Origin of the sequence: Pseudomonas sp. MWU12-2345 (assembly GCF_023242385.1) — a bacterium.
Taxonomy (GTDB): domain Bacteria; phylum Pseudomonadota; class Gammaproteobacteria; order Pseudomonadales; family Pseudomonadaceae; genus Aquipseudomonas; species Aquipseudomonas gingeri_D.
On sequence record NZ_JALLJA010000015.1, the window covers coordinates 85,385 to 108,310 of the forward strand.

At 61.4% G+C, this 22,926-nt stretch carries 18 protein-coding genes and 1 pseudogene; 16 read left to right on the forward strand and 3 right to left on the reverse strand.

Annotated elements, in window-relative coordinates; translation table 11 throughout:
• Nucleotides 1-27: 27 nt before the first annotated feature.
• On the reverse strand, nt 28-1,764 hold the full coding sequence (locus tag M5C71_RS24925; RefSeq protein WP_248768941.1) for an IlvD/Edd family dehydratase: 1,737 nt from the start codon (nt 1,762-1,764) through the stop codon (nt 28-30).
• A 191-nt stretch (nt 1,765-1,955) separates the two neighbouring features.
• Between M5C71_RS24925 and M5C71_RS24930 the strand changes: the two genes are divergently transcribed.
• The 6 genes from M5C71_RS24930 (at nt 1,956) to araH (ending at nt 9,551) form a co-directional block, all read left to right on the forward strand.
• The gene (locus tag M5C71_RS24930; protein WP_248768942.1) at nt 1,956-3,278 is read left to right on the forward strand and encodes an MFS transporter; all 1,323 of its coding nucleotides are present in this window, start codon (nt 1,956-1,958) and stop codon (nt 3,276-3,278) included.
• A gap of 21 nt (nt 3,279-3,299) precedes the next feature.
• On the forward strand, nt 3,300-4,292 hold the full coding sequence (araD1, locus tag M5C71_RS24935) for an AraD1 family protein (RefSeq protein WP_248768943.1): 993 nt from the start codon (nt 3,300-3,302) through the stop codon (nt 4,290-4,292).
• A 10-nt stretch (nt 4,293-4,302) separates the two neighbouring features.
• A complete protein-coding gene (locus tag M5C71_RS24940) occupies nt 4,303-5,883 on the forward strand; it encodes an aldehyde dehydrogenase (NADP(+)) (RefSeq protein WP_248768944.1) in 1,581 nt (526 codons plus the stop codon).
• A gap of 80 nt (nt 5,884-5,963) precedes the next feature.
• Nucleotides 5,964-6,968 (forward strand): substrate-binding domain-containing protein, encoded by a 1,005-nt coding sequence (locus M5C71_RS24945; RefSeq protein ID WP_103499732.1) that lies wholly within the window; start codon nt 5,964-5,966, stop codon nt 6,966-6,968.
• Between the two features lie 63 nt (nt 6,969-7,031).
• A complete protein-coding gene (araG, locus tag M5C71_RS24950; RefSeq protein WP_248768945.1) occupies nt 7,032-8,573 on the forward strand; it encodes an L-arabinose ABC transporter ATP-binding protein AraG in 1,542 nt (513 codons plus the stop codon).
• A gap of 9 nt (nt 8,574-8,582) precedes the next feature.
• A complete protein-coding gene (araH, locus tag M5C71_RS24955) occupies nt 8,583-9,551 on the forward strand; it encodes an L-arabinose ABC transporter permease AraH (RefSeq protein WP_152740335.1) in 969 nt (322 codons plus the stop codon).
• A gap of 183 nt (nt 9,552-9,734) precedes the next feature.
• Here araH and M5C71_RS24960 read toward each other — a convergent pair whose 3' ends face one another.
• The gene (locus tag M5C71_RS24960) at nt 9,735-10,883 is read right to left on the reverse strand and encodes an aldose epimerase family protein (protein WP_248768946.1); all 1,149 of its coding nucleotides are present in this window, start codon (nt 10,881-10,883) and stop codon (nt 9,735-9,737) included.
• 139 nt (nt 10,884-11,022) lie between these two features.
• Here M5C71_RS24960 and M5C71_RS24965 point away from each other — a divergent pair, with 139 nt between their 5' ends.
• Nucleotides 11,023-11,805 carry an SDR family oxidoreductase gene (locus M5C71_RS24965; protein WP_103494901.1) on the forward strand — a complete coding sequence of 261 codons (783 nt, stop codon included), beginning with the start codon at nt 11,023-11,025 and terminating at the stop codon, nt 11,803-11,805.
• Here M5C71_RS24965 and M5C71_RS24970 read toward each other — a convergent pair.
• A pseudogene (locus M5C71_RS24970) lies at nt 11,802-11,906 on the reverse strand (type I glyceraldehyde-3-phosphate dehydrogenase); the annotation flags it as partial. The gene M5C71_RS24965 and the pseudogene M5C71_RS24970 sit on opposite strands and share 4 nt — an antisense overlap.
• Before the next feature lie 127 nt (nt 11,907-12,033).
• Between M5C71_RS24970 and M5C71_RS24975 the strand changes: the two are divergent.
• From M5C71_RS24975 to M5C71_RS25015, 9 genes are all read left to right on the forward strand, one after another.
• Nucleotides 12,034-12,360 carry a hypothetical protein gene (locus tag M5C71_RS24975; RefSeq protein WP_248768947.1) on the forward strand — a complete coding sequence of 109 codons (327 nt, stop codon included), beginning with the start codon at nt 12,034-12,036 and terminating at the stop codon, nt 12,358-12,360.
• Nucleotides 12,361-13,118: 758 nt separating this feature from the next.
• Nucleotides 13,119-15,566, forward strand: coding sequence for a TonB-dependent receptor (locus tag M5C71_RS24980; protein WP_248768948.1), 2,448 nt, complete (start codon nt 13,119-13,121; stop codon nt 15,564-15,566).
• Nucleotides 15,567-15,641: 75 nt separating this feature from the next.
• Complete coding sequence (locus M5C71_RS24985; protein WP_103494885.1) at nt 15,642-16,613, forward strand: amino acid ABC transporter permease; 972 nt, start codon at nt 15,642-15,644, stop codon at nt 16,611-16,613.
• Nucleotides 16,606-17,391: an amino acid ABC transporter ATP-binding protein gene (locus M5C71_RS24990; RefSeq protein ID WP_248768949.1), complete on the forward strand. Its 786-nt coding sequence runs from the start codon at nt 16,606-16,608 to the stop codon at nt 17,389-17,391. The genes M5C71_RS24985 and M5C71_RS24990 overlap by 8 nt, the downstream gene beginning before the upstream one ends.
• A 29-nt stretch (nt 17,392-17,420) precedes the next feature.
• Nucleotides 17,421-18,368 carry an ABC transporter substrate-binding protein gene (locus M5C71_RS24995; RefSeq protein WP_103494883.1) on the forward strand — a complete coding sequence of 316 codons (948 nt, stop codon included), beginning with the start codon at nt 17,421-17,423 and terminating at the stop codon, nt 18,366-18,368.
• 22 nt (nt 18,369-18,390) lie between these two features.
• Nucleotides 18,391-19,974, forward strand: coding sequence for an FAD-dependent oxidoreductase (locus tag M5C71_RS25000; RefSeq protein ID WP_248747037.1), 1,584 nt, complete (start codon nt 18,391-18,393; stop codon nt 19,972-19,974).
• Nucleotides 19,975-19,997: 23 nt separating this feature from the next.
• Nucleotides 19,998-20,432 carry a RidA family protein gene (locus M5C71_RS25005; protein WP_248747038.1) on the forward strand — a complete coding sequence of 145 codons (435 nt, stop codon included), beginning with the start codon at nt 19,998-20,000 and terminating at the stop codon, nt 20,430-20,432.
• Between the two features lie 232 nt (nt 20,433-20,664).
• The gene (locus tag M5C71_RS25010; protein ID WP_248747064.1) at nt 20,665-21,603 is read left to right on the forward strand and encodes an aliphatic sulfonate ABC transporter substrate-binding protein; all 939 of its coding nucleotides are present in this window, start codon (nt 20,665-20,667) and stop codon (nt 21,601-21,603) included.
• The gene (locus tag M5C71_RS25015) at nt 21,600-22,925 is read left to right on the forward strand and encodes an LLM class flavin-dependent oxidoreductase (protein ID WP_248768950.1); all 1,326 of its coding nucleotides are present in this window, start codon (nt 21,600-21,602) and stop codon (nt 22,923-22,925) included. Before M5C71_RS25010 ends, M5C71_RS25015 begins: the two co-directional genes overlap by 4 nt.
• Nucleotide 22,926 lies beyond the last annotated feature (1 nt).

The following is a 22,926-nucleotide window of genomic DNA, read 5'->3' on the forward strand; positions in this document are numbered from 1 at the left end:
TAAATACCCTGCATCATACCATTGCAATTAGTGGGAATGACGCGGGACTTCCGCCCCACGGCAACCCACCAGGAAATCGAAGTCGCAACCCTGGTCCGCCTGCAGCACATGATCGATATACAGCTGGCGATAGCCGCCGACGAGCAACGGCTGTGGCGGCTTCAGGTCCGCCATGCGCGCGGCCAGCTCGGCATCCGGGATGTCCAGGTGCAGGCGGCCGTTGGCGCAGTCGAGCTCGATCCAGTCGCCTTCGCGAACCGCGGCCAAGGGCCCGCCGGCCGCGGCTTCCGGTGCCACGTGCAAGACCACCGTGCCATAGGCCGTGCCGCTCATGCGCGCATCGGAAATCCGCACCATGTCGGTCACCCCTTGGGCCAGCAGCTTGGCCGGCAAGCCCATGTTGCCGACTTCCGCCATGCCCGGATAACCCTTGGGCCCGCAGTTCTTCATCACCAGGATCGAATGGGCATCGACGTCCAGCTCCGGGTCGTTGATCCGCGCCTTGTACATGTCGAAGTTCTCGAACACCACCGCGCGGCCACGATGCTGCATCAGTTCCGGGCTGGCCGCCGAAGGCTTGAGCACCGCCCCCAGCGGCGCCAGGTTGCCGCGCAGTACGCAGATGCCGCCGTCTGCGCGGATCGGGTTGGCGAGGGTACGGATCACTTCGTCCTGGCCGTAGATCGGCGCGTCTTTGGTGTTGTCGCCAAGGGACCTGCCGTTGACGGTCAGGGCGTTGGGGTGCGGGATCAGGTTGGCTTCACCGAGGCGGCGCAGCACCGCCGGCAGGCCGCCGGCATAGTAGAACTCCTCCATCAGGAAACGCCCCGACGGTTGCAGGTCGACGATGGTCGGTATGCCGCGACCCATGCGGGTCCAGTCGTCCAGGTCGAGCTCGACGCCGATGCGTCCGGCGATGGCTTTCAAGTGAATCACGGCGTTGGTCGAGCCGCCGATGGCCGCATTCACGCGGATCGCGTTTTCAAAGGCTTCCCTGGTGAGGATTTTCGACAGCTTCAAGTCCTCGCGCACCATCTCCACCGCGCGCATGCCGGACATATGCGCCAGCACATAACGGCGCGCATCCACCGCCGGAATCGCCGCGTTGTGGGGCAGGGAAGTGCCCAGTGCTTCAGCCATGCAGGCCATGGTCGACGCGGTGCCCATGGTGTTGCAGGTGCCCGCCGAGCGCGACATGCCGCCTTCGGCCGCGAGGAAGTCATCCAGGGTAATGGTGCCGGCCTTGACCTGTTCGCTGAGCTGCCACACCACGGTGCCCGAGCCGATGTCCTGGCCCTTGTGCTTGCCGTTCAGCATCGGCCCGCCGGTGACCACGATGGCGGGGACGTCGCAACTGGCCGCGCCCATCAGCAGCGCCGGAGTGGTCTTGTCACAGCCGGTCAGTAGCACCACGCCGTCGATGGGGTTGCCGCGAATGGCTTCCTCCACATCCATGCTCGCCAGGTTGCGGGTGAGCATGGCGGTGGGGCGCAGGTTCGATTCGCCGTTGGAGAACACCGGGAACTCCACGGGAAAGCCGCCGGCCTCGATCACCCCACGTTTGACGTGCTCGGCAATCTGACGGAAATGCGCGTTGCAAGGGGTCAGTTCCGACCAGGTGTTGCAGATCCCGATGATCGGCTTGCCGTGGAACTGATGGTCGGCAATGCCCTGATTCTTCATCCAACTGCGGTACATGAAGCCGTTTTTATCGGCGGTACCAAACCACTGGGCGGAGCGTAGGGCGGGCTTTTTATCAGACATGACGACTTCTCTTATTGTATGACTATATGTTCTTTATGTGGCTAACCATAGGCGCAAAATCTTCTGTTTGGAAGCATTGTTTAGTAAATAGTACTACTATATAGTCGTTTTCAGATGAGGTACGACCCTGGCGGATTTCCGCGAGAGGCGTTCCCCGAGCTTCTATAAAAATAACAATCGGAGATCGATCCATGAGCCAGGAACCGCGGCTTATACGTCGTATCACGCTGAAACTGATCCCCTTCCTGATCCTGCTGTACCTGATCGCCTATGTGGATCGCTCGGCCGTGGGTTTCGCCAAGTTGCACATGGGCGCCGACGTTGGCATCGGTGACGCGGCGTATGGCCTGGGGGCCGGTCTGTTCTTTATTGGCTACTTTCTGTTTGAAATTCCGAGCAACCTGATGCTTGACCGCTTCGGCGCACGGCGCTGGTTCGCGCGGATCATGGTGACCTGGGGCGCCATCACCCTCGGCACGGCGTTCGTCCAAGGGCCGTACAGTTTCCATCTGATGCGCTTTTTGCTCGGCGCGGCGGAAGCCGGGTTTTTCCCGGGGGTGCTCTACTACATCACCCAATGGTTCCCGGTACGCCATCGCGGCAAGATCCTCGGGCTGTTTATCCTGTCCCAACCCATCGCGATGATGATCACCGGGCCTGTCTCAGGCGGCCTGTTGGGGATGGACGGCCTTCTTGGCCTGCACGGCTGGCAGTGGCTGTTCATCGTCATCGGCACACCGGCGCTTCTGCTGACCTGGCCGGTGTTGCGCTATCTGCCGGACGGCCCGAAGCAGGTCAAATGGATGAGCGAGGACGAAAAGACCTGGTTGGCCGGCGAGCTGAACAAGGACTTGCAGGCCTATGGCCAGACCCGCCACGGCAACCCGCTGCACGCCCTGAAAGACCACCGCCTGTTGCTGCTGGCGTTGTTTTACCTGCCGGTGACGTTGAGCATTTACGGCCTGGGCCTGTGGCTGCCGACCTTGATCAAGCAGTTTGGCGGCAGTGACCTGACCACTGGTTTCGTTTCGGCGGTGCCCTATATCTTCGGCATCATCGGGCTGTTGATCATTCCCCGCAGTTCCGATCGCTTGAATGATCGTTACGGTCACCTGGCGGTGCTTTACGTGTTGGGTGCGGCCGGCCTGTTCCTCAGCGCCTGGCTGAATGTGCCGGTGCTGCAACTGGCGGCGCTGTGCCTGGTGGCGTTCGCGCTGTTTTCCTGCACGGCGGTGTTCTGGACGCTACCGGGGCGGTTTTTCGCCGGTGCCAGCGCGGCGGCGGGCATTGCGTTGATCAACTCGGTGGGCAACCTGGGCGGCTATATCGGCCCATTCGTGATCGGTGCGCTCAAGGAGTACACCGGCAACCTGGCCTCCGGGTTGTATTTCCTTTCCGGGGTGATGGTGTTCGGGCTGCTGCTGACCGGCGTGGTCTACCGCGTGCTGGAGCGCAAGCACCTGCTGCCGGCCGACTCGTTCGCTGCCAGCGCCCGCAGCGCCACGCGTACTTAATCGACTATCAGGAGAAGACACATGCGTTTGGTTCAGTTCGAATTGCGTAACGGTGAGCGTCGGGTAGGCGTGGTTGAAGGCAGCACCTTGCGCGAAGTACGAAGCGCACACAGCGTGCGCGAGCTGGCGCTGGCCGCCATCGAGGCGGGCGTCAATTTGCAGCGGCAGGTGCAAAGCCTCGGCTTGGGTGACAGCCATGACTACGCCGCGCTGTTGGCTGACCTGAAAGTCCTGCCTCCGCTGGATCACCCGGACCCGGCCCATATGTTGGTCAGTGGCACCGGATTGACTCACCTGGGCAGTGCCTCGGCGCGGGACAAGATGCATCAGCAGGCCGGTGATGACAGTGCGATGACCGACACCATGCGCATTTTCAAATGGGGCGTGGAGGGCGGTAAGCCGGCGTCCGGACAGGCGGGCGTACAACCGGAATGGTTCTACAAGGGCGACGGCAGCATCGTGGTGCGTCCCGGCCAGTCGTTCCCGGTGCCGCCGTTTGCCGAAGACGCCGGCGAGGAGCCGGAGATCAGCGGCCTGTATGTCATCGGCCCTGATCGCAAGCCTTATCGCCTGGGGTTTGCGGTGGGCAACGAATTCTCCGATCACGTAATGGAGCGCAAGAATTACCTGTACCTGGCCCACTCCAAGTTGCGCAGTTGCAGCTATGGTCCGGAGCTGCGGGTGGGGGAGTTGCCCCGGCACCTGGCCGGCACCAGCCGTATCCTGCGCAACGGTGTGGTGATCTGGGAAAACGAATTCCTCAGTGGCGAGGCCAACATGTGCCATAGCCTGGAAAACCTCGAATACCACCATTTCAAGTACAGCCAGTTCCTCACGCCCGGCGATGTGCATATCCACTTCTTCGGCACCGCGACCCTGTCATTCGCTGACGGTATACGTACCCAGCCAGGCGATGTGTTCGAGATCAGCCAGGCCGAATTCGGTGCACCGTTGATCAACGGTGTCGGCAACGTCGATGCGGTGTTCGAGCCCGGTAACGTCGTCACTCTTTAAGGAAATCACCATGACCCGGTTTTCAGGCCATAACTATATCGGCGGTCAGCGCAGCGCCAACGGCACCGTCAAGTTGCACAGTGTCGATGCCAGCAGTGGTGCGGCCTTGCCCCATGATTTCTACCAGGCAACCGCGCAAGAAGTCGATGCCGCCGCCAAGGCTGCCGCGGCGGCTTACCCGGCTTACCGCGCCTTGAGTGCGCAGCGCCGCGCGAAATTCCTGGAGGCGGTGGCCGACGAGCTGGACGCGCTGGGGGATGATTTCGTCGAGCTGGTCTGCCGCGAAACCGCGTTGCCCGCCGCCCGTATCAAAGGCGAGCGCGGTCGTACCAGCGGGCAGATGCGCCTGTTTGCCACGGTGCTGCGGCGCGGCGATTTCTACGCTGCGCGCATCGACAGTGCATTGCCTGATCGCCAACCGCTGCCGCGTCCGGACCTGCGCCAATATCGCATCGGTCTGGGGCCGGTGGCGGTGTTTGGCGCCAGCAACTTCCCCCTGGCGTTTTCCACGGCGGGGGGGGACACCGCTGCGGCACTGGCGGCGGGATGTCCGGTGGTGTTCAAGGCCCATGGCGGTCATATGGCGACGGCCGAGCAGGTCGCCGATGCAATCCTTCGTGCGGCACAGGCCACCGGTATGCCGGAGGGTGTGTTCAATATGATCTTCGGTGACTGGGTCGGTGAAGCGCTGGTCAAGCACCCGGCGATCCAGGCGGTGGGCTTCACCGGCTCGCTCAAGGGCGGACGCGCCTTGTGCGACATGGCGGCGGCACGTCCACAACCGATCCCGGTGTTTGCCGAGATGTCGAGTATCAACCCGGTCATCATTTTGCCCCAGGCGCTGCATGTGCGAGCGGAAACGGTCGCCCGCGACCTGACCGCTTCGGTGGTGCAGGGCTGCGGTCAGTTCTGTACCAACCCCGGCCTGGTGATCGGTATTGCCTCGCCGGCGTTCACCGCGTTCACCCAGCAGGTCGCGCGGCTGATGGCCGATCAACCGGCGCAAACCATGCTCAATGCCGGCACCTTGAGCAGTTATGGCAAGGGCTTGGAAAAACTGCTGGCGCACCCGGGCATCCAACACTTGGCCGGTAGCGCTCAAGCGGGTAATCAGGCGCGGCCACAGCTGTTCAAGGCTGATGTCCAGTTACTGATCGACGGTGATGAGGTGCTGCAGGAAGAAGTCTTCGGCCCGACCACCGTGTTCGTCGAAGTCGCCGACCAGGCGCAACTCAGCGCTGCCCTGGGCGGCCTGCACGGTCAACTCACGGCGACGATCATTGGCGAGGCGGCTGACCTTGAACAGTTCGCCGAGCTGACGCCCTTGCTGGAACAGAAAGTCGGCCGGATCTTGCTCAACGGCTACCCAACCGGTGTCGAGGTCTGCGATTCGATGGTCCACGGCGGTCCGTATCCGGCGACGTCCGATGCCCGGGGCACCTCGGTCGGGACCCTGGCCATCGACCGTTTCCTGCGCCCGGTGTGTTTCCAGAATTACCCCGATGACCTGCTGCCCGACGCGTTGAAAAACGCCAACCCGTTGCGCATTCAGCGGCTGGTGGACGGCATGCCATCGCGCGACCCGCTGTAACGCGCGCACCGATTTGCCGGATAAGGTCCGGCTTCACCGCTGTACTACGTACTCTCAAAAAAACAACAAGGAGTCATCGTATGAATAGTCGTCGTGGTATCCGTTCCCTGTGCTGCGCCGCCGTGGCGGTCTCGGCCATGAGCTTGAGCGGGCTGTTGCTGGCCGCTGAAGAAGTGAAGATCGGCTTCCTGGTCAAACAACCCGAAGAACCCTGGTTCCAGACCGAGTGGGCGTTCGCCGAAAAAGCCGGCAAGGACCTGGGCTTCACGGTGATCAAAATCGCCGTGCCGGATGGCGAGAAAACCCTGTCGGCCATCGACAGCCTGGCCGCCAACGGCGCCAAGGGTTTTGTCATCTGCCCACCGGACGTGTCCCTCGGCCCGGCCATCGTGGCCAAGGCCAAGGCCAACGGTATGAAAGTGATCGCCGTGGATGATCGCTTCGTCGACGCCAAGGGCGGTTTCATGGAGGACGTGCCGTACCTGGGCATGGCCGCGTTCGAAGTGGGACAGAAGCAGGGCGCCGCCATGGCTGCCGAAGCGAAAAAACGCGGCTGGGACTGGAAAGACACCTACGCGGTGATCACCACCTATAACGAACTCGACACCGGTAAGAAGCGCACCGACGGCTCGATGAAATCCCTGGAAGAAGCCGGCATTCCCAAAGACCATGTCCTGACCGCGGCCCTCAAGACCCTGGACGTCCCCGGCAGCATGGACGCCACCAACTCGGCCCTGGTCAAGCTGCCCCGTGGCGCGAAAAACCTGATCATCGGCGGCATGAACGACAACACCGTGCTCGGCGGCGTACGTGCCACTGAAAGTGCCGGGTTTGCCGCGGCCAACGTGATCGGTATCGGCATCAACGGCACCGACGCCATCGGCGAATTGAAGAAAGCCAACAGCGGTTTCTTCGGATCGATGCTGCCCAGCCCGCACATCGAGGGCTATAAAACCGCGCAGATGATGTACGAGTGGGTCACTGCCGGCAAGGAACCGCCGAAATACACCGCGATGGATGAAGTGACGCTGATCACCCGTGACAACTTCAAGCCGGAACTGGAAAAGATCGGCCTGTGGAAATAAGGCGGCTCGCTTTCCCTGGCGGCCCTGGTAGCCGGGCCGTCTGATGGCTGTGATGAGGTGGTTATGCACGCGCAACTGAACGAACGACACACTGCTGGTGCCAGCCTGTGCTTCAGCGGCATCGGCAAGACCTTTCCCGGGGTCAAGGCGCTCGATGACATCAGCTTTACCGCCCATCCGGGCCAGGTACATGCCCTGATGGGCGAGAACGGCGCGGGCAAGTCGACGCTGCTCAAGATCCTCGGCGGCGCCTACATCCCCAACAGCGGCACCCTGCGCATCGGCGAGCAGACCATGGCGTTCAAATGCGCCGCCGACAGCATTGCCAGCGGCGTCGCGGTGATCCACCAGGAATTGCACCTGGTGCCGGAAATGACCGTCGCGGAAAACCTGTTCCTCGGGCATCTGCCCGCGCGTTTCGGTGTGGTCAACCGCCGTCTGCTGCGTCAGCAGGCGCTTGTCTGTCTCAAGGGCCTGGCCGATGAGATCGACCCCCAGGAGAAGCTCGGTCGTCTGTCCCTGGGCCAGCGCCAATTGGTGGAAATCGCCAAGGCACTGTCCCGTGGCGCCCACGTGATTGCGTTCGACGAGCCCACCAGCAGCCTGTCCGCACGGGAAATCGATCGTTTGATGGCGATCATCGGGCGCCTGCGGGACGAGGGCAAAGTGGTGCTGTACGTGTCCCATCGCATGGAAGAGGTGTTCCGCATCTGCGATGCGGTGACGGTGTTCAAGGACGGGCGCTACGTGCGCACGTTCGAGGACATGGGCACGCTGACCCACGATCAACTTGTCACCTGCATGGTCGGTCGCGATATCGAGGACATCTACGACTACCGTCCACGGGAGCACGGCGCGGTGGCCCTCAAGGTCGACGGCCTGCTGGGACCGGGCTTGCGCGAGCCGGTCAGCTTCCAGGTGCACAAAGGCGAGATTCTCGGCCTGTTCGGGCTGGTCGGCGCGGGACGCACCGAGCTGCTGCGTTTGCTCAGCGGGTTGGCGCGCAGTAGCGCCGGGCATCTGGAACTGTATGGGCAAAAGCTGCTGTTGCGTTCACCGCGCAATGCCATTGCCGGTGGCGTGCTGCTGTGCCCTGAAGATCGCAAGAAGGAGGGCATCATTGCGCTGTCGAGCGTGGCTGAAAACATCAATATCAGTGCCCGTGGCGCGCATTCGGGCTTCGGCTGGTTGTTGCGCGACAACTGGGAGAAGAGCAACGCCGACAAGCAGATCAAGGCGCTGAAAGTCAAAACCCCCAACGCTGAGCAGAAGATCATGTACCTGTCCGGTGGCAACCAGCAGAAGGCCATTTTGGGCCGCTGGCTGTCGATGCCGATGAAAGTACTGCTGCTCGATGAGCCGACCCGGGGCATCGATATCGGGGCCAAGGCCGAGATCTACCAGATCATCCATAACCTGGCCGCCAGCGGTATCGCGGTGATCGTGGTGTCCAGCGACCTGATGGAAGTCATGGGCATTTCCGACCGCATCCTGGTGCTGTGCGAAGGCGCGCTGCGTGGCGAGCAACGCCGCGAACACGCCACTGAATCCAACCTGCTGCAACTGGCTTTGCCGCGCCAACGCGCCGACGGCCAGGCGAACTGAGAGGTAACTATGACCAGCCAAGACCAAGCGCTGCCGATGGCGCGCAAACCCCTGGACCTGCGCAGCCTGCTCGACAATTGGGCGATGTTGCTGGCGGCGGTGGGGATCTTCCTGCTCTGCGCCTTGCTTATCGACAACTTCCTCTCGCCGCTGAACATGCGCGGCCTGGGCCTGGCGATTTCCACCACCGGGATTGCCGCCTGCACCATGCTGTATTGCCTGGCGTCCGGGCATTTCGATTTGTCCGTGGGCTCGGTGATTGCCTGCGCCGGCGTGGTGGCGGCCATCGTGATGCGCGACACCGACAGCGTGCTGCTCGGCGTCGGCGCGGCGCTGCTGATGGGCCTGATCGTCGGACTGATCAATGGCATCGTGATCGCCAAGCTACGGGTCAACGCCCTGATCACCACCTTGGCGACCATGCAGATCGTGCGCGGCCTGGCTTATATCTTTGCCGATGGCAAGGCGGTCGGGGTGTCCCAGGATCAGTTCTTTATCTTCGGCAACGGCCAACTGCTGGGCGTACCGGTGCCGATCCTGATCACCCTGGTCTGCTTCCTGTTCTTCGGCTGGTTGCTCAACTACACCACCTATGGCCGCAACACCATGGCTATCGGCGGCAACCCGGAAGCTGCGTTGCTGGCTGGGGTCAATGTCGATCGCACCAAGATCATCATCTTTGCCGTGCATGGTCTGATCGGCGCCCTGGCGGGGGTGGTCCTGGCCTCGCGCATGACTTCCGGCCAGCCGATGATCGGCCAGGGTTTTGAACTGACGGTGATCTCTGCCTGTGTGCTGGGCGGGGTGTCGTTGAGCGGCGGTATCGGCATGATCCGTCACGTGATTGCCGGGGTGCTGATTCTGGCGATCATCGAGAATGCGATGAACCTGAAGAACATCGACACCTTCTACCAATATGTGATCCGTGGTTCGATCCTGCTGATGGCCGTGGTGATTGACCGTATGAAACAACGTTGAGAGCGATGATGCTCAGCGGTTGGTAACGCTCCAATCTCCAATGTAGGAGCTGTCGAGCTTTAGCGAGGCTGCGAAAGTGGTGGGTCAGCCAAATCCATGTTGACTGTACTGCCGCTTTCGCAGCCTCGCTAAAGCTCGACAGCTCCTACAGGTTCAGGTGCAGGTTCAGGTGCGGGTACAGGCTCAGTCGGCGGAGAACTTCAGCACCGTCTTCTGGGTATAAGTCTGACCCGGGTCCAAGCGTGCTGAAGCGAAGTTCGGCTGGTTGGGCGCATCGGGAAAGTGCTGGGTTTCCAGGGTAAACGCACCCCAATGGTTGTAGGTCTTGCCCGCCTTGCCCTTGACCGAACCATCGAGGAAATTGCTGGTGTAGAACTGCACACCGGGCTCGCTGGTGTAGAGCTGCAAACGGCGTCCGGACGCCGGGTCGCGCACGTCGGCGGCCAGTTTGCCGACGTCACCCTGGGTGTCCAGTGCCCAGTTGAAGTCGAAGCCACCCTGTTTCGGTTCGGCGAATTTGAGCTGGGCGTGATCGTCCTTGATGTGTTCGCCAATGGCGGTGGGTTTCAGGAAATCCATGGGCGTGCCCGCGACAGGGGCCAGTTCGCCGGTGGGAATCAAGGTGCTGTTGACCGGCGTGTAGTGGCTGGCGTGCAGGGTGGCGAGCTGTTTGAGCACATCGCCGTTACCGGCACCGGCAAGGTTGAAGTAGCTGTGGTTGGTGAGGTTCAGCACCGTGGGTTTGTCGGTGCTGGCTTTGTAGTCGATGTGCAGCTCGTTCTTGTCGTTGAGACTGTAAGTGACCTCGGTGGTCAGGTTGCCGGGAAAGCCCATTTCACCGTCTTTGGACAGGTAGGTCAGGGTGACACCGACCGAATCCTTGTTCTTGACGGGCTTGGCTTTCCACACGTGTTTGTCGAAGCCTTGGGCGCCGCCATGCAGCGAGTTCGGGCCGTCGTTGAGCGGCACCTGGTAGCGCTTGCCGTCCAATTCGAAGGTGCCGCCCGCCAGGCGATTGCCAAAGCGGCCGATGGTGGCGCCGAAGAACGCCGTGCCGCCCTGATAGCCCTGGACAGTGTCAAAGCCCAACACCACGTCGTCGAACTTGCCGTGCTTGTCCGGCACCTTCAATGACTGCAGCACGCCGCCGTAGGTGATGACCGTGGCTTGCACGCCATGGCTGTTGCGCAACACGTATTGCTCGACGGCGGTGCCGTCGTTGGTTTTGCCGAAGGGTTTATGTTCGCTGGAGAGGCCGTCCGCCTGGGCACAGAGGCTGGTCATCACCAGCGAGAGGCCGATGCCGGAAAGCAGGTGTCTGGATTGCCGCATGACTGAGCTACCTTTTATTGTTTTTGATTAAATAGTTAGACTATTATCTTTTTAAAGCGGAAAAGACGGTTTATTTATAGACAATGCCTCGACATTTGCAATATAAAATAAGACTAAATAAGAGCGGAGTGACCGTCACATGAATACCCAACACCCATCTGGCCGCCCAGCGTCATACCCGGATCTGCAAGATAAAACCGTGCTGATTTCCGGCGGCGCTTCGGGCATTGGTGAATCCATGGTCCGTGCCTTTGCGCGCCAGGGTGCCAACGTCGCTTTCGTCGATCGGGCACAAGCTCAGGGCGAACGCCTGGAGGCGCTGTTGCGTGCCGAGGGTCACAGCGTCGAGTTCGGTCATTGCGATATCACCGACGAGATCGCCTACAAAGCCGCCATAGGCCGTTTCGCCCAGACCCTGGGGCCGATCAATGTGCTGGTGAACAATGCCGCCAATGACGTTCGCCACACCCTGGATGAAGTTGATTCGAACACCTTCGACAGGCTGATCTCCGTCAATCTCAAGCACGCCTTTTTTGCCGCCAAGGCCGTGGTACCGATGATGAAGGAAATCGGGAGCGGTTCGATTATCAACCTGGGCTCCGTGGGCTGGATGATGGCTTCCAGTGGATACCCGGTGTACGCCGCCAGCAAGGCTGCCGCCCATGGCATGACCCGAGCCCTGGCCCGTGAACTGGGGCCCAGTCGCATCCGTGTGAATACCCTCGTGCCGGGCTGGGTGATGACCGAAAAACAACTGACGATGTGGGTGGATGACGCGGCCAGGGAACTGATCGCCCGCAGCCAGTGCCTGCCGGGCAGTGTCGAGCCTGAGCATATCGCCAATATGGCGTTGTTCTTGGCGTCGGATGTGTCGGCGATGTGTTCCGCGCAGAACTTTATCGTGGATGGGGGATGGGTTTAAGCCAGCCCAACCATCCTGGCCAGTTCGACGGTACGATTGGCATAGCCCCATTCGTTGTCGTACCAGGCATAAACTCTGACTTGAGTACCATTGATGACCATAGCCCCATGCGGCCATTGGTACTGTCATGAAGTCAATGAGTTCTGTTTTACACCGATTGCAGCGCATCGCGGCCAAGACTGATAAAATCCATTAGCTTCCTAAGTAAATGACCATGAGACGCCCATAATGAGTAATGAACTGAGCGAGGAGGAGATGCGCCTGGCGCTATTTGGCCCCTCCAGCCCAAGCAGCGATCCTTTACCAACGCCTGAACCTGAACCCGTGTTCGTACCCGCTTCTGCGCCAACCCCCAAGCCTCGAGGTGTTGCGAAAGCACTCTCGCCAAAGCTGCGAGTCACGCTGCGTGCGACCAAGCAGTTCGGCGGTGACGTCGAGGTGCTGACCTATGATGCCAATACCCTGAGCACCTTCATCGCTGAGCAGGAGGCCAAGGCCGAGGCCAAAAAGAAGAAGTTCCGGTATTTCGAGTTGGTGTCGATCGAGCCCATCTAGCGGCTGTGATTCGGCTCACCGGATAGCTAGCGTCGGTGGAGTTCGTTGCCCGTGAAAATGATAGGTGTCCTACTGCGCCGAAGGGAAGCTATCGTCGGGGGCGGAACGGTGAATTCAGTGTGCTCGGCATCTACGGTGTACGACCACGTCCAACGGTAACTAGCGGTCATTCATCAGCCAATGATCGGCGTCTTCCTGGCTGGTTTTCTGGCCCTTAAAGTATCATTTTTTGGAATTAAGATGTTTGTTAAGTATTAAAAATAATAATATTAGTTTATAGCTAAATAGAATTATATTTTTGATATTGATTCCGTTATGTTTGGCCCCTACAACCTACCCCTAACCTCGGATGGTACCAATCGTGATCGAGATTCTGCGTACCATGCCGCAGAGCGCAGCTCGGACCCACCTCCGAACCTGCGTGGCATGACAGGGTGATCTGCCGCTGATCCCTGGAGCAGAGTCGTTGGAAGGGAGTTCGACGTATGTTGCTCATTCAATCCTGTGATGTGATTTTTTCCTCCCGTCTTGTCCCTGACAGACGCTACGCAATACTGCGGCCCCCTCCTGGTTTTCCTCCCGGCGCATAGCTTGGTCTCCCGAGTGCCACGCCCCATCGCGCAGGTTTTCCAGCGCTTGTAATGGGCGCTCGGCACCCATCGGAAAAACGCGTATGCCGCGCTGTCCTGACGACAGCGTGAATACCCGACTTCGCGATTTGGATGCATCGCCAATGATGGCGACCCGCTGGAGTGGATATGAAACGAGTCATACAACATGCCTGGGAGTCGACTTCAGCCTTGCGGCTCAGTCCGGCAGTCGTGGCCATGGGGAGCATGTTGCTGTCAGGAGGAATCCAGGCCCAGGAGGCCTCGAATCAGGATGATCGGACCTTGTCCACCGTGGTGGTCACCGGTAACCGGGGGGGCGAACAGCGCACGGTGACCAGCAGTCCGGTGCCGATCGATGTGGTCAGCGCCAAGCAATTGCAGAGCACCGGCAAGCCCGGCTTGATGGAAGCCTTGAGTGCGCTGATTCCATCTTTGACCCTGCCGGAAAAAACCGGCTGGGACGCCAGTGGCATGGCTCGCGCGCCCAACCTGCGGGGCTTGAGCGCCGCTGAAGTGTTGGTACTGGTCAACGGCAAGCGCCGCCACACCAGCGCGACCTTGAACATCAACGGTATCAACACCGGTGCGGCGCCGGCGGACCTGGATTTCATCCCCATCAGTGCCATCGATCATGTCGAAGTGCTGCGCGATGGTGCCGCCGCCCAGTACGGCTCCGACGCCATTGCCGGGGTCATCAACGTCATCCTCAAGGCCGACACCAGCGGCACCTCGGTGACGAATGCCGGCATCGGCTATGACGGCAAGAAGCAGACCGTCCAGCAAAGCCTCAACAAGGGCTTCGAGATAGGTGACGGCGGCATCGTGCAGTTGGCCCTGGATGTACGCAGTCAGAACGATGACAACAAGGCCAGCGCCAATGGCTATAGCTACGAGCAGGCCTATGGTCTGGCGGGCAAGTCCACCTATGGTGGGTACGGCATACCCAAGATCAATCTGCAGACCCTGGGATACAACGCCGAGTTGCCGATTGACGACCGGTTCAGTCTGTATTCCTTCACCACCTATTCGCACCGCAAGGCCGAGCAGGGGCAGAACTTCCGCTTGCCGACCATCACCAACACGATTACCACCGGCCCCAATGGTTATCCGGCGGGGTATGTGCCGACCTGGTACATCGATGAAGACGATTTCCAGGCGGCGTTCGGCGGCAAGGGCAAAGTCGGCCAGTGGGACTGGGACCTGTCCACCACCTATGGGCGCAACGCGGCGGAGCAGGGGACCTGGGACAACCAGAACCCGTCCCTGGGTGAGGCGACACCCAACAGCTTCAAGTCCGGCACCTGGATTTCCACCGAACTGACCACCAACCTGGATTTCAAGCGCGGCTTCGATATCGGCCTGCAAAAGCCACTGGACCTGTCCTACGGCTTTGAGCATCGACGCGACGGCTACGAGGTGAAGGCCGGGGACTGGGCTTCCTATGCCGACGGTGGTTACTGCGTTGCACCTGGCAACTGCGCCTCTTCCGGAGCCCAGGTCACCAACGGCATCTCCCCGGACGAAGCCAGCAGTGCGTCGCGCAACAGCCTCGCCAGCTACGTCGATGTGGGCTTCAACCCGGTTCCGGATTGGTACGTGGGCACGGCGCTGCGCTATGAGCATTACAATGAAGGGGTAGGCGCGACCCGCAGCGGCAAGCTGACCACACGTTATGATTTCACCCCGCAGTTCGCCGTGCGCGCGACCGTGAGCAATGGCTTCCGTGCGCCGTCCCTGGCCAACAGTTTGTTCAGTGCCCGCTCGACCACCTACGGTGTGGTGGATGGTGTCTATCAGTCGATCAATTACGGCGTGCTGCCGGTGGGCTCGGCCGCCGCCAGGGCCTTGGGTGCCGAAAACCTCAAGCCCGAGCGATCCACCAACTTCAGCCTCGGGTTCACCCTGACACCCAGCGATCGCCTGAGCCTGACGGCCGATGCCTATGTGATCAACCTGCGCGACCGCATCACCCTGACCAATACCTTGCTGGGGAGTGAAGTCACCCAGGTGCTGCTCAACAACGGCATCAACTCGACCTCCGGCGGGCAGTACTTCATCAATGGTGCCGACACCCGCACCAAGGGCGTGGACCTGGTCGGCAATTACAGCCAGGACCTGGGTCGGTTCGGCTCCCTGAAGTGGACCGCGGCGTTCAACTGGAACCAGACCCGGATCCTCGACTACAAGGCCTCCACCTCGATCCTCGGCACGTCCTATGAACTGATGGATCGCCAGGCGCGCAACCTGATCACCGACATCCAGCCCAAGACCAAACTCATCCTGGGGGGCGACTGGAGCATCGACCGCTTCAACCTCAACCTGGCTTTGACCCGTTACGGCTCCTACAAGGAGGTCAATGACGCCAACGACCGCTCCCTGGATCGGGTGTATGGCGCCAAATGGATTGCCGATCTGGACCTGGGCTACAACCTCAGCAAAGCGCTGAACATCGCCATCGGGGCCAAGAACCTGTTTGACACCTACCCCAAGAAACAGGGGGTGCCCAGCAGCACCATGGTCAGCAGCTACGGCACTTACTCACCCTTTGGATTTACCGGCGGCTACTACTACACCCGCCTGACCTACGCCTTTTAAAGGCGGCCGCCGCCGACTCCGTTCGGTCCCCCTGGAAAAACACCCTGATGTGTTATCGCGTGCGAGGAATAGATCATGCCCATTGTTGCCAAACCCTTTGACCTCATCGATGAGGTGAATGCCTACCCGGTTCGCAAGAGCCGCGCACCGACTGCGATCAAGGCTTTGCGGGTGGTGCCGTCCCGTCATCCCTGGCGCTGGGCCGGATCGGTGTTCGCCGTGCTGGTGCTGTTTGCCATCGGGCATTCCCTGGCCACCAATCCACGTTGGGAATGGGGGGTGTTTGGCCAATGGTTCTTCTCGGCATCGGTGCTGCGAGGCCTGGCGCAGACGCTGTTGCTGACCCTGTTGAGCACGGTGTTCAGCATCCTCCTCGGCACCGCGCTGGCGCTGGCACGCCTGTCCGGTTCGCCGTTGCTGGCGGCGCTGGCCTGGGGGTATATCTGGTTTTTCCGCTCGATGCCGGCGTTGCTGGTGCTGATCATCCTGTACAACTTCGCCTATCTGTACGACCACATTGTGCTGGGCGTGCCGTTCACCGACCTGGTGTTTGCCCAGTGGTCGACGGTGGATGTGCTCAGCCAATTCACCGTGGCGGTACTGGGCTTGAGCCTGATGCAGGGTGCCTATGCGGCGGAGATCATTCGTGGCGGCCTGATCGGTGTGGACGCCGGCCAGCATGAAGCCGCGGCGGCGCTGGGATTGCCGGCGTCGCGGCGGGTTTTCCGGATCATCCTGCCCCAGGCGCTGCGTTCGATCCTGCCTTCGGGTTTCAACGAAATCATCGGCCTGGTCAAGGGCACTTCCATCGTTTACGTGCTGGCCCTGCCGGAGCTGTTCTACACCGTGCAGGTGATCTACAACCGCACCCAGGCGGTGATCCCGTTGTTGATCGTCGCCACGGTCTGGTACCTGATCATCACCACCGTACTCACCAGTGCCCAGTACTACGTCGAGCGGTACTTTGCCCGCGGCACGGCGCGGGTCTTGCCGCCGACGCCATTGCAGCGGGTGCGCCACTGGCTCAAGGAGCAATCCCATGGCTGAGGCCGCCATCCAGGTGCCCGCCGGGCGCATCCAGATCCAGGGCGTAGGCAAGCGCTTCGGCAATCAGCAGGTGCTCAAGGACATCGACCTGAGTATCGAGCCGGGCCAGGTCACGGTGATCCTGGGGCCTTCCGGCTCCGGCAAATCAACGCTGCTGCGCACCATCAACCACTTGGAGCAAATCGACAGCGGCCACATCACCATCGACGGTGAATACGTCGGCTATCGACGCAAGGGCGACCTGCTCTACGAACTCAAGGAGCGGGAGGTTCTCAAGCGTCGGGTCGAGGTCGGCTTCGTGTTCCAGAACTTCAACCTGTTCCCGCATCTCACGGCCTGGGAAAACATCGCCGAAGCACCGCTGGCCCACAAACGCTGGAGCAAGGCCCAGGCCCGGGCCAAGGCCGGGGAACTGCTGGCCCGGGTTGGCCTGGCGGATAAAGCCGATGCTTATCCGCGCCAGCTTTCCGGAGGCCAGCAACAGCGGGTCGCCATCGCCCGTGCCCTGGCCCTGGATCCCAAGGTCCTGCTGTTCGATGAACCGACCTCAGCCCTCGACCCGGAATTGGTGGGTGAGGTGCTGGACGTGATCAAGGGGCTGACCCGCTTGGGCGTCACCCTGGTCATCGTCACCCACGAGATTGGATTTGCCCGGGAAGTGGCGGATCACGTGGTGTTTCTCTGCGATGGCCAATTGATCGAACAAGGGCCGCCGGAACAGATCTTTCGTCAGCCCCGTCATCCACGCACCGTCGCCTTCCTCGGCAAGGTGCTGTGAATTTTCCCGTGTTAAAGGAGTAACTGCCCATGTTGGTAAAGACTGCCCGTGTGACCTTGTTGGCGCTTGCCGTCAGCCTCGCCCTGCCGGTATTGGCCGCTGAAAGCGCCAGTGTGCCGACTGTGCAAAAGGTTGATCTGAGTCCCGACCGCCAGCGCATCCATGCCCCGCGCAACGAGGCGGCCATCGCGCAAATCCCCCCGGGCTTCAAGTTTGCCCAGCCCGGCAAGTTTACCGTGGCTGTGTCGGGGGTGGCCGGGCCGCCCCTGGCGCTGCTGGCCAATGACGATAAAACCACGATCGGCAGCGAGGCCGACACCGCACAGTTGGTGGCCGACAGCCTGGGTCTGCAATTGAACGTGGTGCAGACCAGTTGGGAGGATTGGCCCCTGGGCGTCAGCTCGGGTAAATACGACGCGGTGATCAGCAACGTGACCGTGACCGAGGCCCGCAAGAAGCGCTTCGACTTCGCCACCTATCGCCAGGACGTCCTGGGTTTCTACGTCAAGACCACCAGCAAGATCACCTCCCTCAAGGAGGCCCGGGACATCGCCGGGCTGAAGATCATCGTCGGCTCCGGCACCAATCAGGAAAAAGTCCTGCTGGCCTGGAACGAGGCCAACGAAAAGGCCGGTATCGCACCGGCGCTGTTGCAGTACTTCGATGATCAAGCCGCGGCGCAGCTGGCGGTGCAGTCGGGACGCAGCGACGCCCTGTTTGGCCCCAATTCGGTGTTTGCCTATTCGGCGGCGATCACCGGCGGCATCAAGCTGGTGGGCATCGTCAACGGCGGCTGGCCACTGCGGGCCGATATCGCCGTGACCACCCGCAAGGACAATGGACTGGTCCAGCCGATCCACACCGCCCTGGAAGGCGCGATTGCCGGCGGTCAATACGAACAGGTGCTCCAGCGTTGGGGCCTGGATGTGGAGCGCATCGACAAGTCACTGATCAACCCACCCGGCTTGCCGGATTGAAACCTTCAGGGGAGTAATGAACATGGGACTGACTCGACGTGAAGCGCTTTCCAGCATCGCCGCCGTGGGAGGCGAGAAAGCGCTCAGGGATGCGCTTGCCATATTGGGATTGGGGCCGTCGTCGCACCGACGGCCGCAACCCTTGAAGCTGCAAAAGGACCTGGGGCAGGGCACCCGTGTGCTGGTGCTCGGCGCCGGGATTGCCGGGTTGGTGACTGCCCTGGAACTGACCCGGGCCGGGTTCAAGGTGCAAGTGCTGGAAGCCCGTGACCGTGTGGGGGGCCGTACTTGGACCCTACGCAACGGTGATCGGGTCGACTACAAGGATGGGCGCACGCAGACCGTGGCCTTTGACCCGGGCCTGTATTTCAACGCAGGCCCGGCGCGGATTCCCAGTCAACATCGGACCTTGCTCGATTACTGCAGTGAACTGGGCGTGCCGCTGGAAGTATTGGTCAACAGCAGCCATGGCGCTCAGGTGCGCCCGGACCTGCAACAGCCGGCGTTCACCGTCGGCCAGGCGGTCAACGATGCCCGTGGGCATCTGTCGGGGTTATTGGCCACGGCGGTGCGCCGTGATGCCCTGGACGATGTGTTGAGCGCCGAGGAACGTAGCCGCCTGCTGGCGTTCCTGCAGGTCTATGGTGATCTGTCACAGGAGCTGGCTTTCGAAGGCAGCATTCGCTCCGGCCACCTCGAATCGCCCCGGCATCCCGGGGCATTGCCCGCTCGCCCGACCCCGGTGGCCCTGGAGCGACTGCTGCATCCGGAGCTCTGGGGCGCGTTGCTGCACACTGAGTTTCCCGAGTTCTCGGCCACCATGTTTCAGCCGGTGGGCGGGATGGATCGCATCACCGATGCCTTCTACCTGCGCCTGACCGAACAGGTGCAACTGGGTGCCCAGGTGCGCCGTATCCGTCAGCTTGAGGACGGCGTGGCGGTGACCTATCACGATCAGCACAGTGGCCGCGAACAGGTGGTGCGTGCCGACTATCTGGTGTCGACCTTGCCGCTGCCACTGCTGGCCAGACTGGACACCGACTTCAGCGATCCGGTGAAGGCGGCGCTGCTCAGCACCCGCAGTGATCAGGCAACCAAGGTGGCCTGGCAATCCCCGCGCTTCTGGGAAACCGATTACCGCACCTACGGCGGGTTGTCCTGGATCGAACACCCGGCGCGGGTGCTGTGGTACCCCAGCAACGACCTGAATACCCGCGAGGGACTGTTGGTGGCCGGCTATGTCACAGGTCCTGGTGCCGATGCCTTCGGCGAGCAGCCCCTTGAGGCGCAATACGCGACCTCCCGGGAGGCGGTCGAGCTGCTGCACCCGGGGTACTCCCGGCAACTGCGTCACCCTCTGGCGGTGTCCTGGGAGCAGATCCCCTACAGCGAAGGCCCATGGCTGCAACGCGAACACTTTCCCGCCGAGGCCAGCGCCCTGCTGGAAGAACCCCATGGCCGGGTGTATTTCGCCGGCGACGGCCTGGTGCAAAGCGGTGTCGGCATCTGGCAGGAGTCGGCCGCCAATTCGGCGCGCCATGTGGTCGGGCAGTTGGCCGAGCGAATCATCCAGCAGCGACAGACAGCGGCCCTGGCCGCGTCATAAGCATTCATTGAAGGAGAAACAAGATGAGCAGCAGCATTCAACGTACCAGCGTCGGCGATTTCCCTATCTCGCAAACCGTGACCGTGCCGGCCTCCGCCGGCCTGGTGTTCGTCAGTGGCACCTTGCCGGACCTCGCTGACCCGCAAGCCCCGGCGGGTACTCCGGCGGCCTATGGCAATACCCAGGTGCAGACCGTTTCAGTGTTCAACAAGCTGCGCAAGATCCTCCAGCAACAAGATCTGGACCTGGGGGATATCGTGCAGTTGCGAGTGTTCCTGGTAGGCGCCGAGGAGACGGGCGGCAAGCTCGATTTTGCTGGGCTGCAAGCTGGGTATACGCAGTTTTTCGGCACCCGCGAGCAGCCCAACAAACCGGCGCGCACGGCCTTGCAAGTGGTGGCCCTGCCATTGCCCGGCGCCCTGGTGGAAGTCGAGGCGATAGCGGCCAGGACGGCTTGATCGTTCGCCCTATAACCCAAATCGCATTGGCTCGGAGCAAGTCGGGACTCGTGTCTCTGCGCTCAGGGCCATGCGTTGAAAGCGGAATAACCATAGAATTATATGATTCTTTCATAATTAATCATCGTCAATATAATCAAATCGTCTTTAAAGCCAGCTTTGAGCCTCGTCGGATGCCACACGACTGACTCGGTTTTTCTCTCCGTCTCGCCGACCCCTACCAAGGCCTTTCATCAAGTTGAAAAAACTCATCATTGCCGCCAGCCTGTTGCTCGTCACAGCCGTGGCTCATGCCCAGCAAACCCTCGATATCAGCTACCAGCGCTCCTCGACGCTGTGGATACTGCTCAAGCAAAACGGCCAGTTGGAAGAGCGCTTGAAGCCTTTGGGTTTTACCGTCAACTGGCATGAGTTCAGCACCGGCCTGCTCAGTTCCATGAACGCGGGCAGTGTCGATTTGCATGCCGATGTGGCGGATGCCTTCGCGCTGTTCACCCAGGCCGCCGATGCACCGCTGACCTACTACGCCCGGGAACAACCGTCACCCGGCGCCCAGGCGATCATCGTTCAGGAGAACTCACCGATCCACGCCGTCGCTGATCTGAAAGGCAAGACCGTCGCGGTCTCCAAAGGCTCGGGCAGTAACTACCTGCTGATTTCGGCGTTGAAAAAAGCCGGACTGAGCCTCACGGACATCACTGTGCGTTATCTGGAAGCACCGGATGGGGGCGCGGCATTTGCCAACGGCAGTGTCGATGCCTGGGCGATTTGGGACCCGTTCCTCGCCACCCAGCAGTTGGATCATCATGTTCGGACGCTGGCCGACGGCAGTGATGGCCTGGCGGATTACAATCGCTTCTACCTGGCGGGCAGCTCATTCGCCAAGGCCCATCCCGAAGTGCTGAAAATTACCTTCGATACCCTGCGCGAGACCGGAAAGTGGGTCAAAGCCCACCCGCAAGAGGCCGCACGGATCCTCGGCCCGCTGTGGGGCAATATCGCCCCGGCCACCGTGGAGTTGGCCAACAGCCGCCGCAGCTACGACATCATCCCTGTGAAGGTCGAAGAACTGGCCGAGCAGCAACGGATCGCCGACACCTACTACGCCGCCAAGCTGACGCCCAAGCCGTTGAAGGTGGGGGATATCAGCGTCTGGACACCGCAGCCATGAGTCGTCAAATCCACTTGTCCGCGTTCCTGCTGACGGGGCCGGTCATCCACAGCCATGCGGTGTGGCGGCATCCGGAAACTGTCGGCAATTACCTGGACCCCGAGTACTACGCTCGGGTGGCCAAGGTGGTGGAAGAAGGCTTGTTCGACTTCCTGTTCTTCGCCGATCGCCTGGCGGTGGGCGACCAGATGGGGGGCTCCCGGGACTTGGCCCTGCGCTACGGTGCCCAGGATGCCACCCGCTTGGACCCGTTGCCGATCCTCTCCTATCTGGTAGGCCAGACCCGCAAACTGGGCCTGGGGGCGACCCGTTCCACGACCTACTACGAACCGGCCCATATCGCCCGGGAATTCGCCACCCTCGATCACCTGTCCAAGGGCCGTGCCGCCTGGAACATTGTCACCTCCATGAATGACAGCGAAGGGCGGCTGTTCGGCAAGGACAGGCACCTGGAGCATGACCTGCGTTACAACCGTGCCGACGAGTTTGTCGAAGTGGCCCTTAAGCTCTGGAGCAGTTGGGGGGCGGATGCCCTCAAGCCGGATCGCGAAAGCGGGGTGCTGGCCGATCCGTCGCGGATTCGCTCGGTGCAGCATCGCGGCGAGTGGTTCAAGGTTGAAGGTCCATTGAATATCCCGCGCACGCCCCAGGGCCGCCCGGTACTGATCCAGGCCGGTTCATCCGGGCGTGGCCGACGTTTCGGCGCTCGCTGGGCTGAGGCGATCTTCACCATCCACCCGCACCTGAGCGCCATGCGTGCCTTTCGCGATGACGTGCGGGCCCAGGTGGTGCAACAAGGCCGTGACGCCGATGGCTGCAAGGTGCTGACGGCGGTGATGCCGTTCATTGGCGGCAGCGAAGCTGAAGCCCGGGCCAAACGCGATCGGCACAACGCGCTGGCCCGGCCGGAGCTGGGGCTGGTGACGTTGGCCTCGCAGTTGAATGTCGACCTGTCGCCATTTCCGCTGTCGGCGACGTTGGCCGAGATTGCCCAATTACCGTTGATACACCCGGCGGCCGCCGAAAAACTGCTGATGCAAGGTGCCGACACCACCCTGGAACAACTGGGTCGGATCTTCGCCAGCAGCGTGCGCGTGCCGCAGCCGGTGGGCACCGGTGAGCAGATCGCCGATCAATTGGCCGAACTGTTCCTTGGCGAAGGCTGCGACGGTTTCGTGATTTCGCCGGGCTATCTACCAGGCTCGTTCAGCGAATTCGTGGAAAGCGTGATTCCCCATCTGCAACGCAAAGGGTTGTTCCGTCGTGCTTATGAAGGCTCGACATTGCGTGAGCATCTGGGGCTCGGCGAACTGAAAGATTGAG

Excerpts from the sequence above, each read along its gene's own strand:
- M5C71_RS24980 (WP_248768948.1), top strand. The coding sequence starts at position 13,119 with ATGAAACGAGTCATACAACATGCCTGGGAGTCGACTTCAGCCTTGCGG.
- M5C71_RS24925 (WP_248768941.1), bottom strand. The coding sequence starts at position 1,764 with ATGTCTGATAAAAAGCCCGCCCTACGCTCCGCCCAGTGGTTTGGTACC.
- M5C71_RS24940 (WP_248768944.1), top strand. The coding sequence starts at position 4,303 with ATGACCCGGTTTTCAGGCCATAACTATATCGGCGGTCAGCGCAGCGCC.
- M5C71_RS24990 (WP_248768949.1), top strand. The coding sequence starts at position 16,606 with ATGGCTGAGGCCGCCATCCAGGTGCCCGCCGGGCGCATCCAGATCCAG.
- araD1 (WP_248768943.1), top strand. The coding sequence starts at position 3,300 with ATGCGTTTGGTTCAGTTCGAATTGCGTAACGGTGAGCGTCGGGTAGGC.
- M5C71_RS24985 (WP_103494885.1), top strand. The coding sequence starts at position 15,642 with ATGCCCATTGTTGCCAAACCCTTTGACCTCATCGATGAGGTGAATGCC.
- araG (WP_248768945.1), top strand. The coding sequence starts at position 7,032 with ATGCACGCGCAACTGAACGAACGACACACTGCTGGTGCCAGCCTGTGC.
- M5C71_RS25005 (WP_248747038.1), top strand. The coding sequence starts at position 19,998 with ATGAGCAGCAGCATTCAACGTACCAGCGTCGGCGATTTCCCTATCTCG.
- M5C71_RS24930 (WP_248768942.1), top strand. The coding sequence starts at position 1,956 with ATGAGCCAGGAACCGCGGCTTATACGTCGTATCACGCTGAAACTGATC.
- araH (WP_152740335.1), top strand. The coding sequence starts at position 8,583 with ATGACCAGCCAAGACCAAGCGCTGCCGATGGCGCGCAAACCCCTGGAC.
- M5C71_RS24960 (WP_248768946.1), bottom strand. The coding sequence starts at position 10,883 with ATGCGGCAATCCAGACACCTGCTTTCCGGCATCGGCCTCTCGCTGGTG.
- M5C71_RS25015 (WP_248768950.1), top strand. The coding sequence starts at position 21,600 with ATGAGTCGTCAAATCCACTTGTCCGCGTTCCTGCTGACGGGGCCGGTC.
- M5C71_RS24965 (WP_103494901.1), top strand. The coding sequence starts at position 11,023 with ATGAATACCCAACACCCATCTGGCCGCCCAGCGTCATACCCGGATCTG.
- M5C71_RS24945 (WP_103499732.1), top strand. The coding sequence starts at position 5,964 with ATGAATAGTCGTCGTGGTATCCGTTCCCTGTGCTGCGCCGCCGTGGCG.
- M5C71_RS25000 (WP_248747037.1), top strand. The coding sequence starts at position 18,391 with ATGGGACTGACTCGACGTGAAGCGCTTTCCAGCATCGCCGCCGTGGGA.
- M5C71_RS24995 (WP_103494883.1), top strand. The coding sequence starts at position 17,421 with ATGTTGGTAAAGACTGCCCGTGTGACCTTGTTGGCGCTTGCCGTCAGC.
- M5C71_RS24975 (WP_248768947.1), top strand. The coding sequence starts at position 12,034 with ATGAGTAATGAACTGAGCGAGGAGGAGATGCGCCTGGCGCTATTTGGC.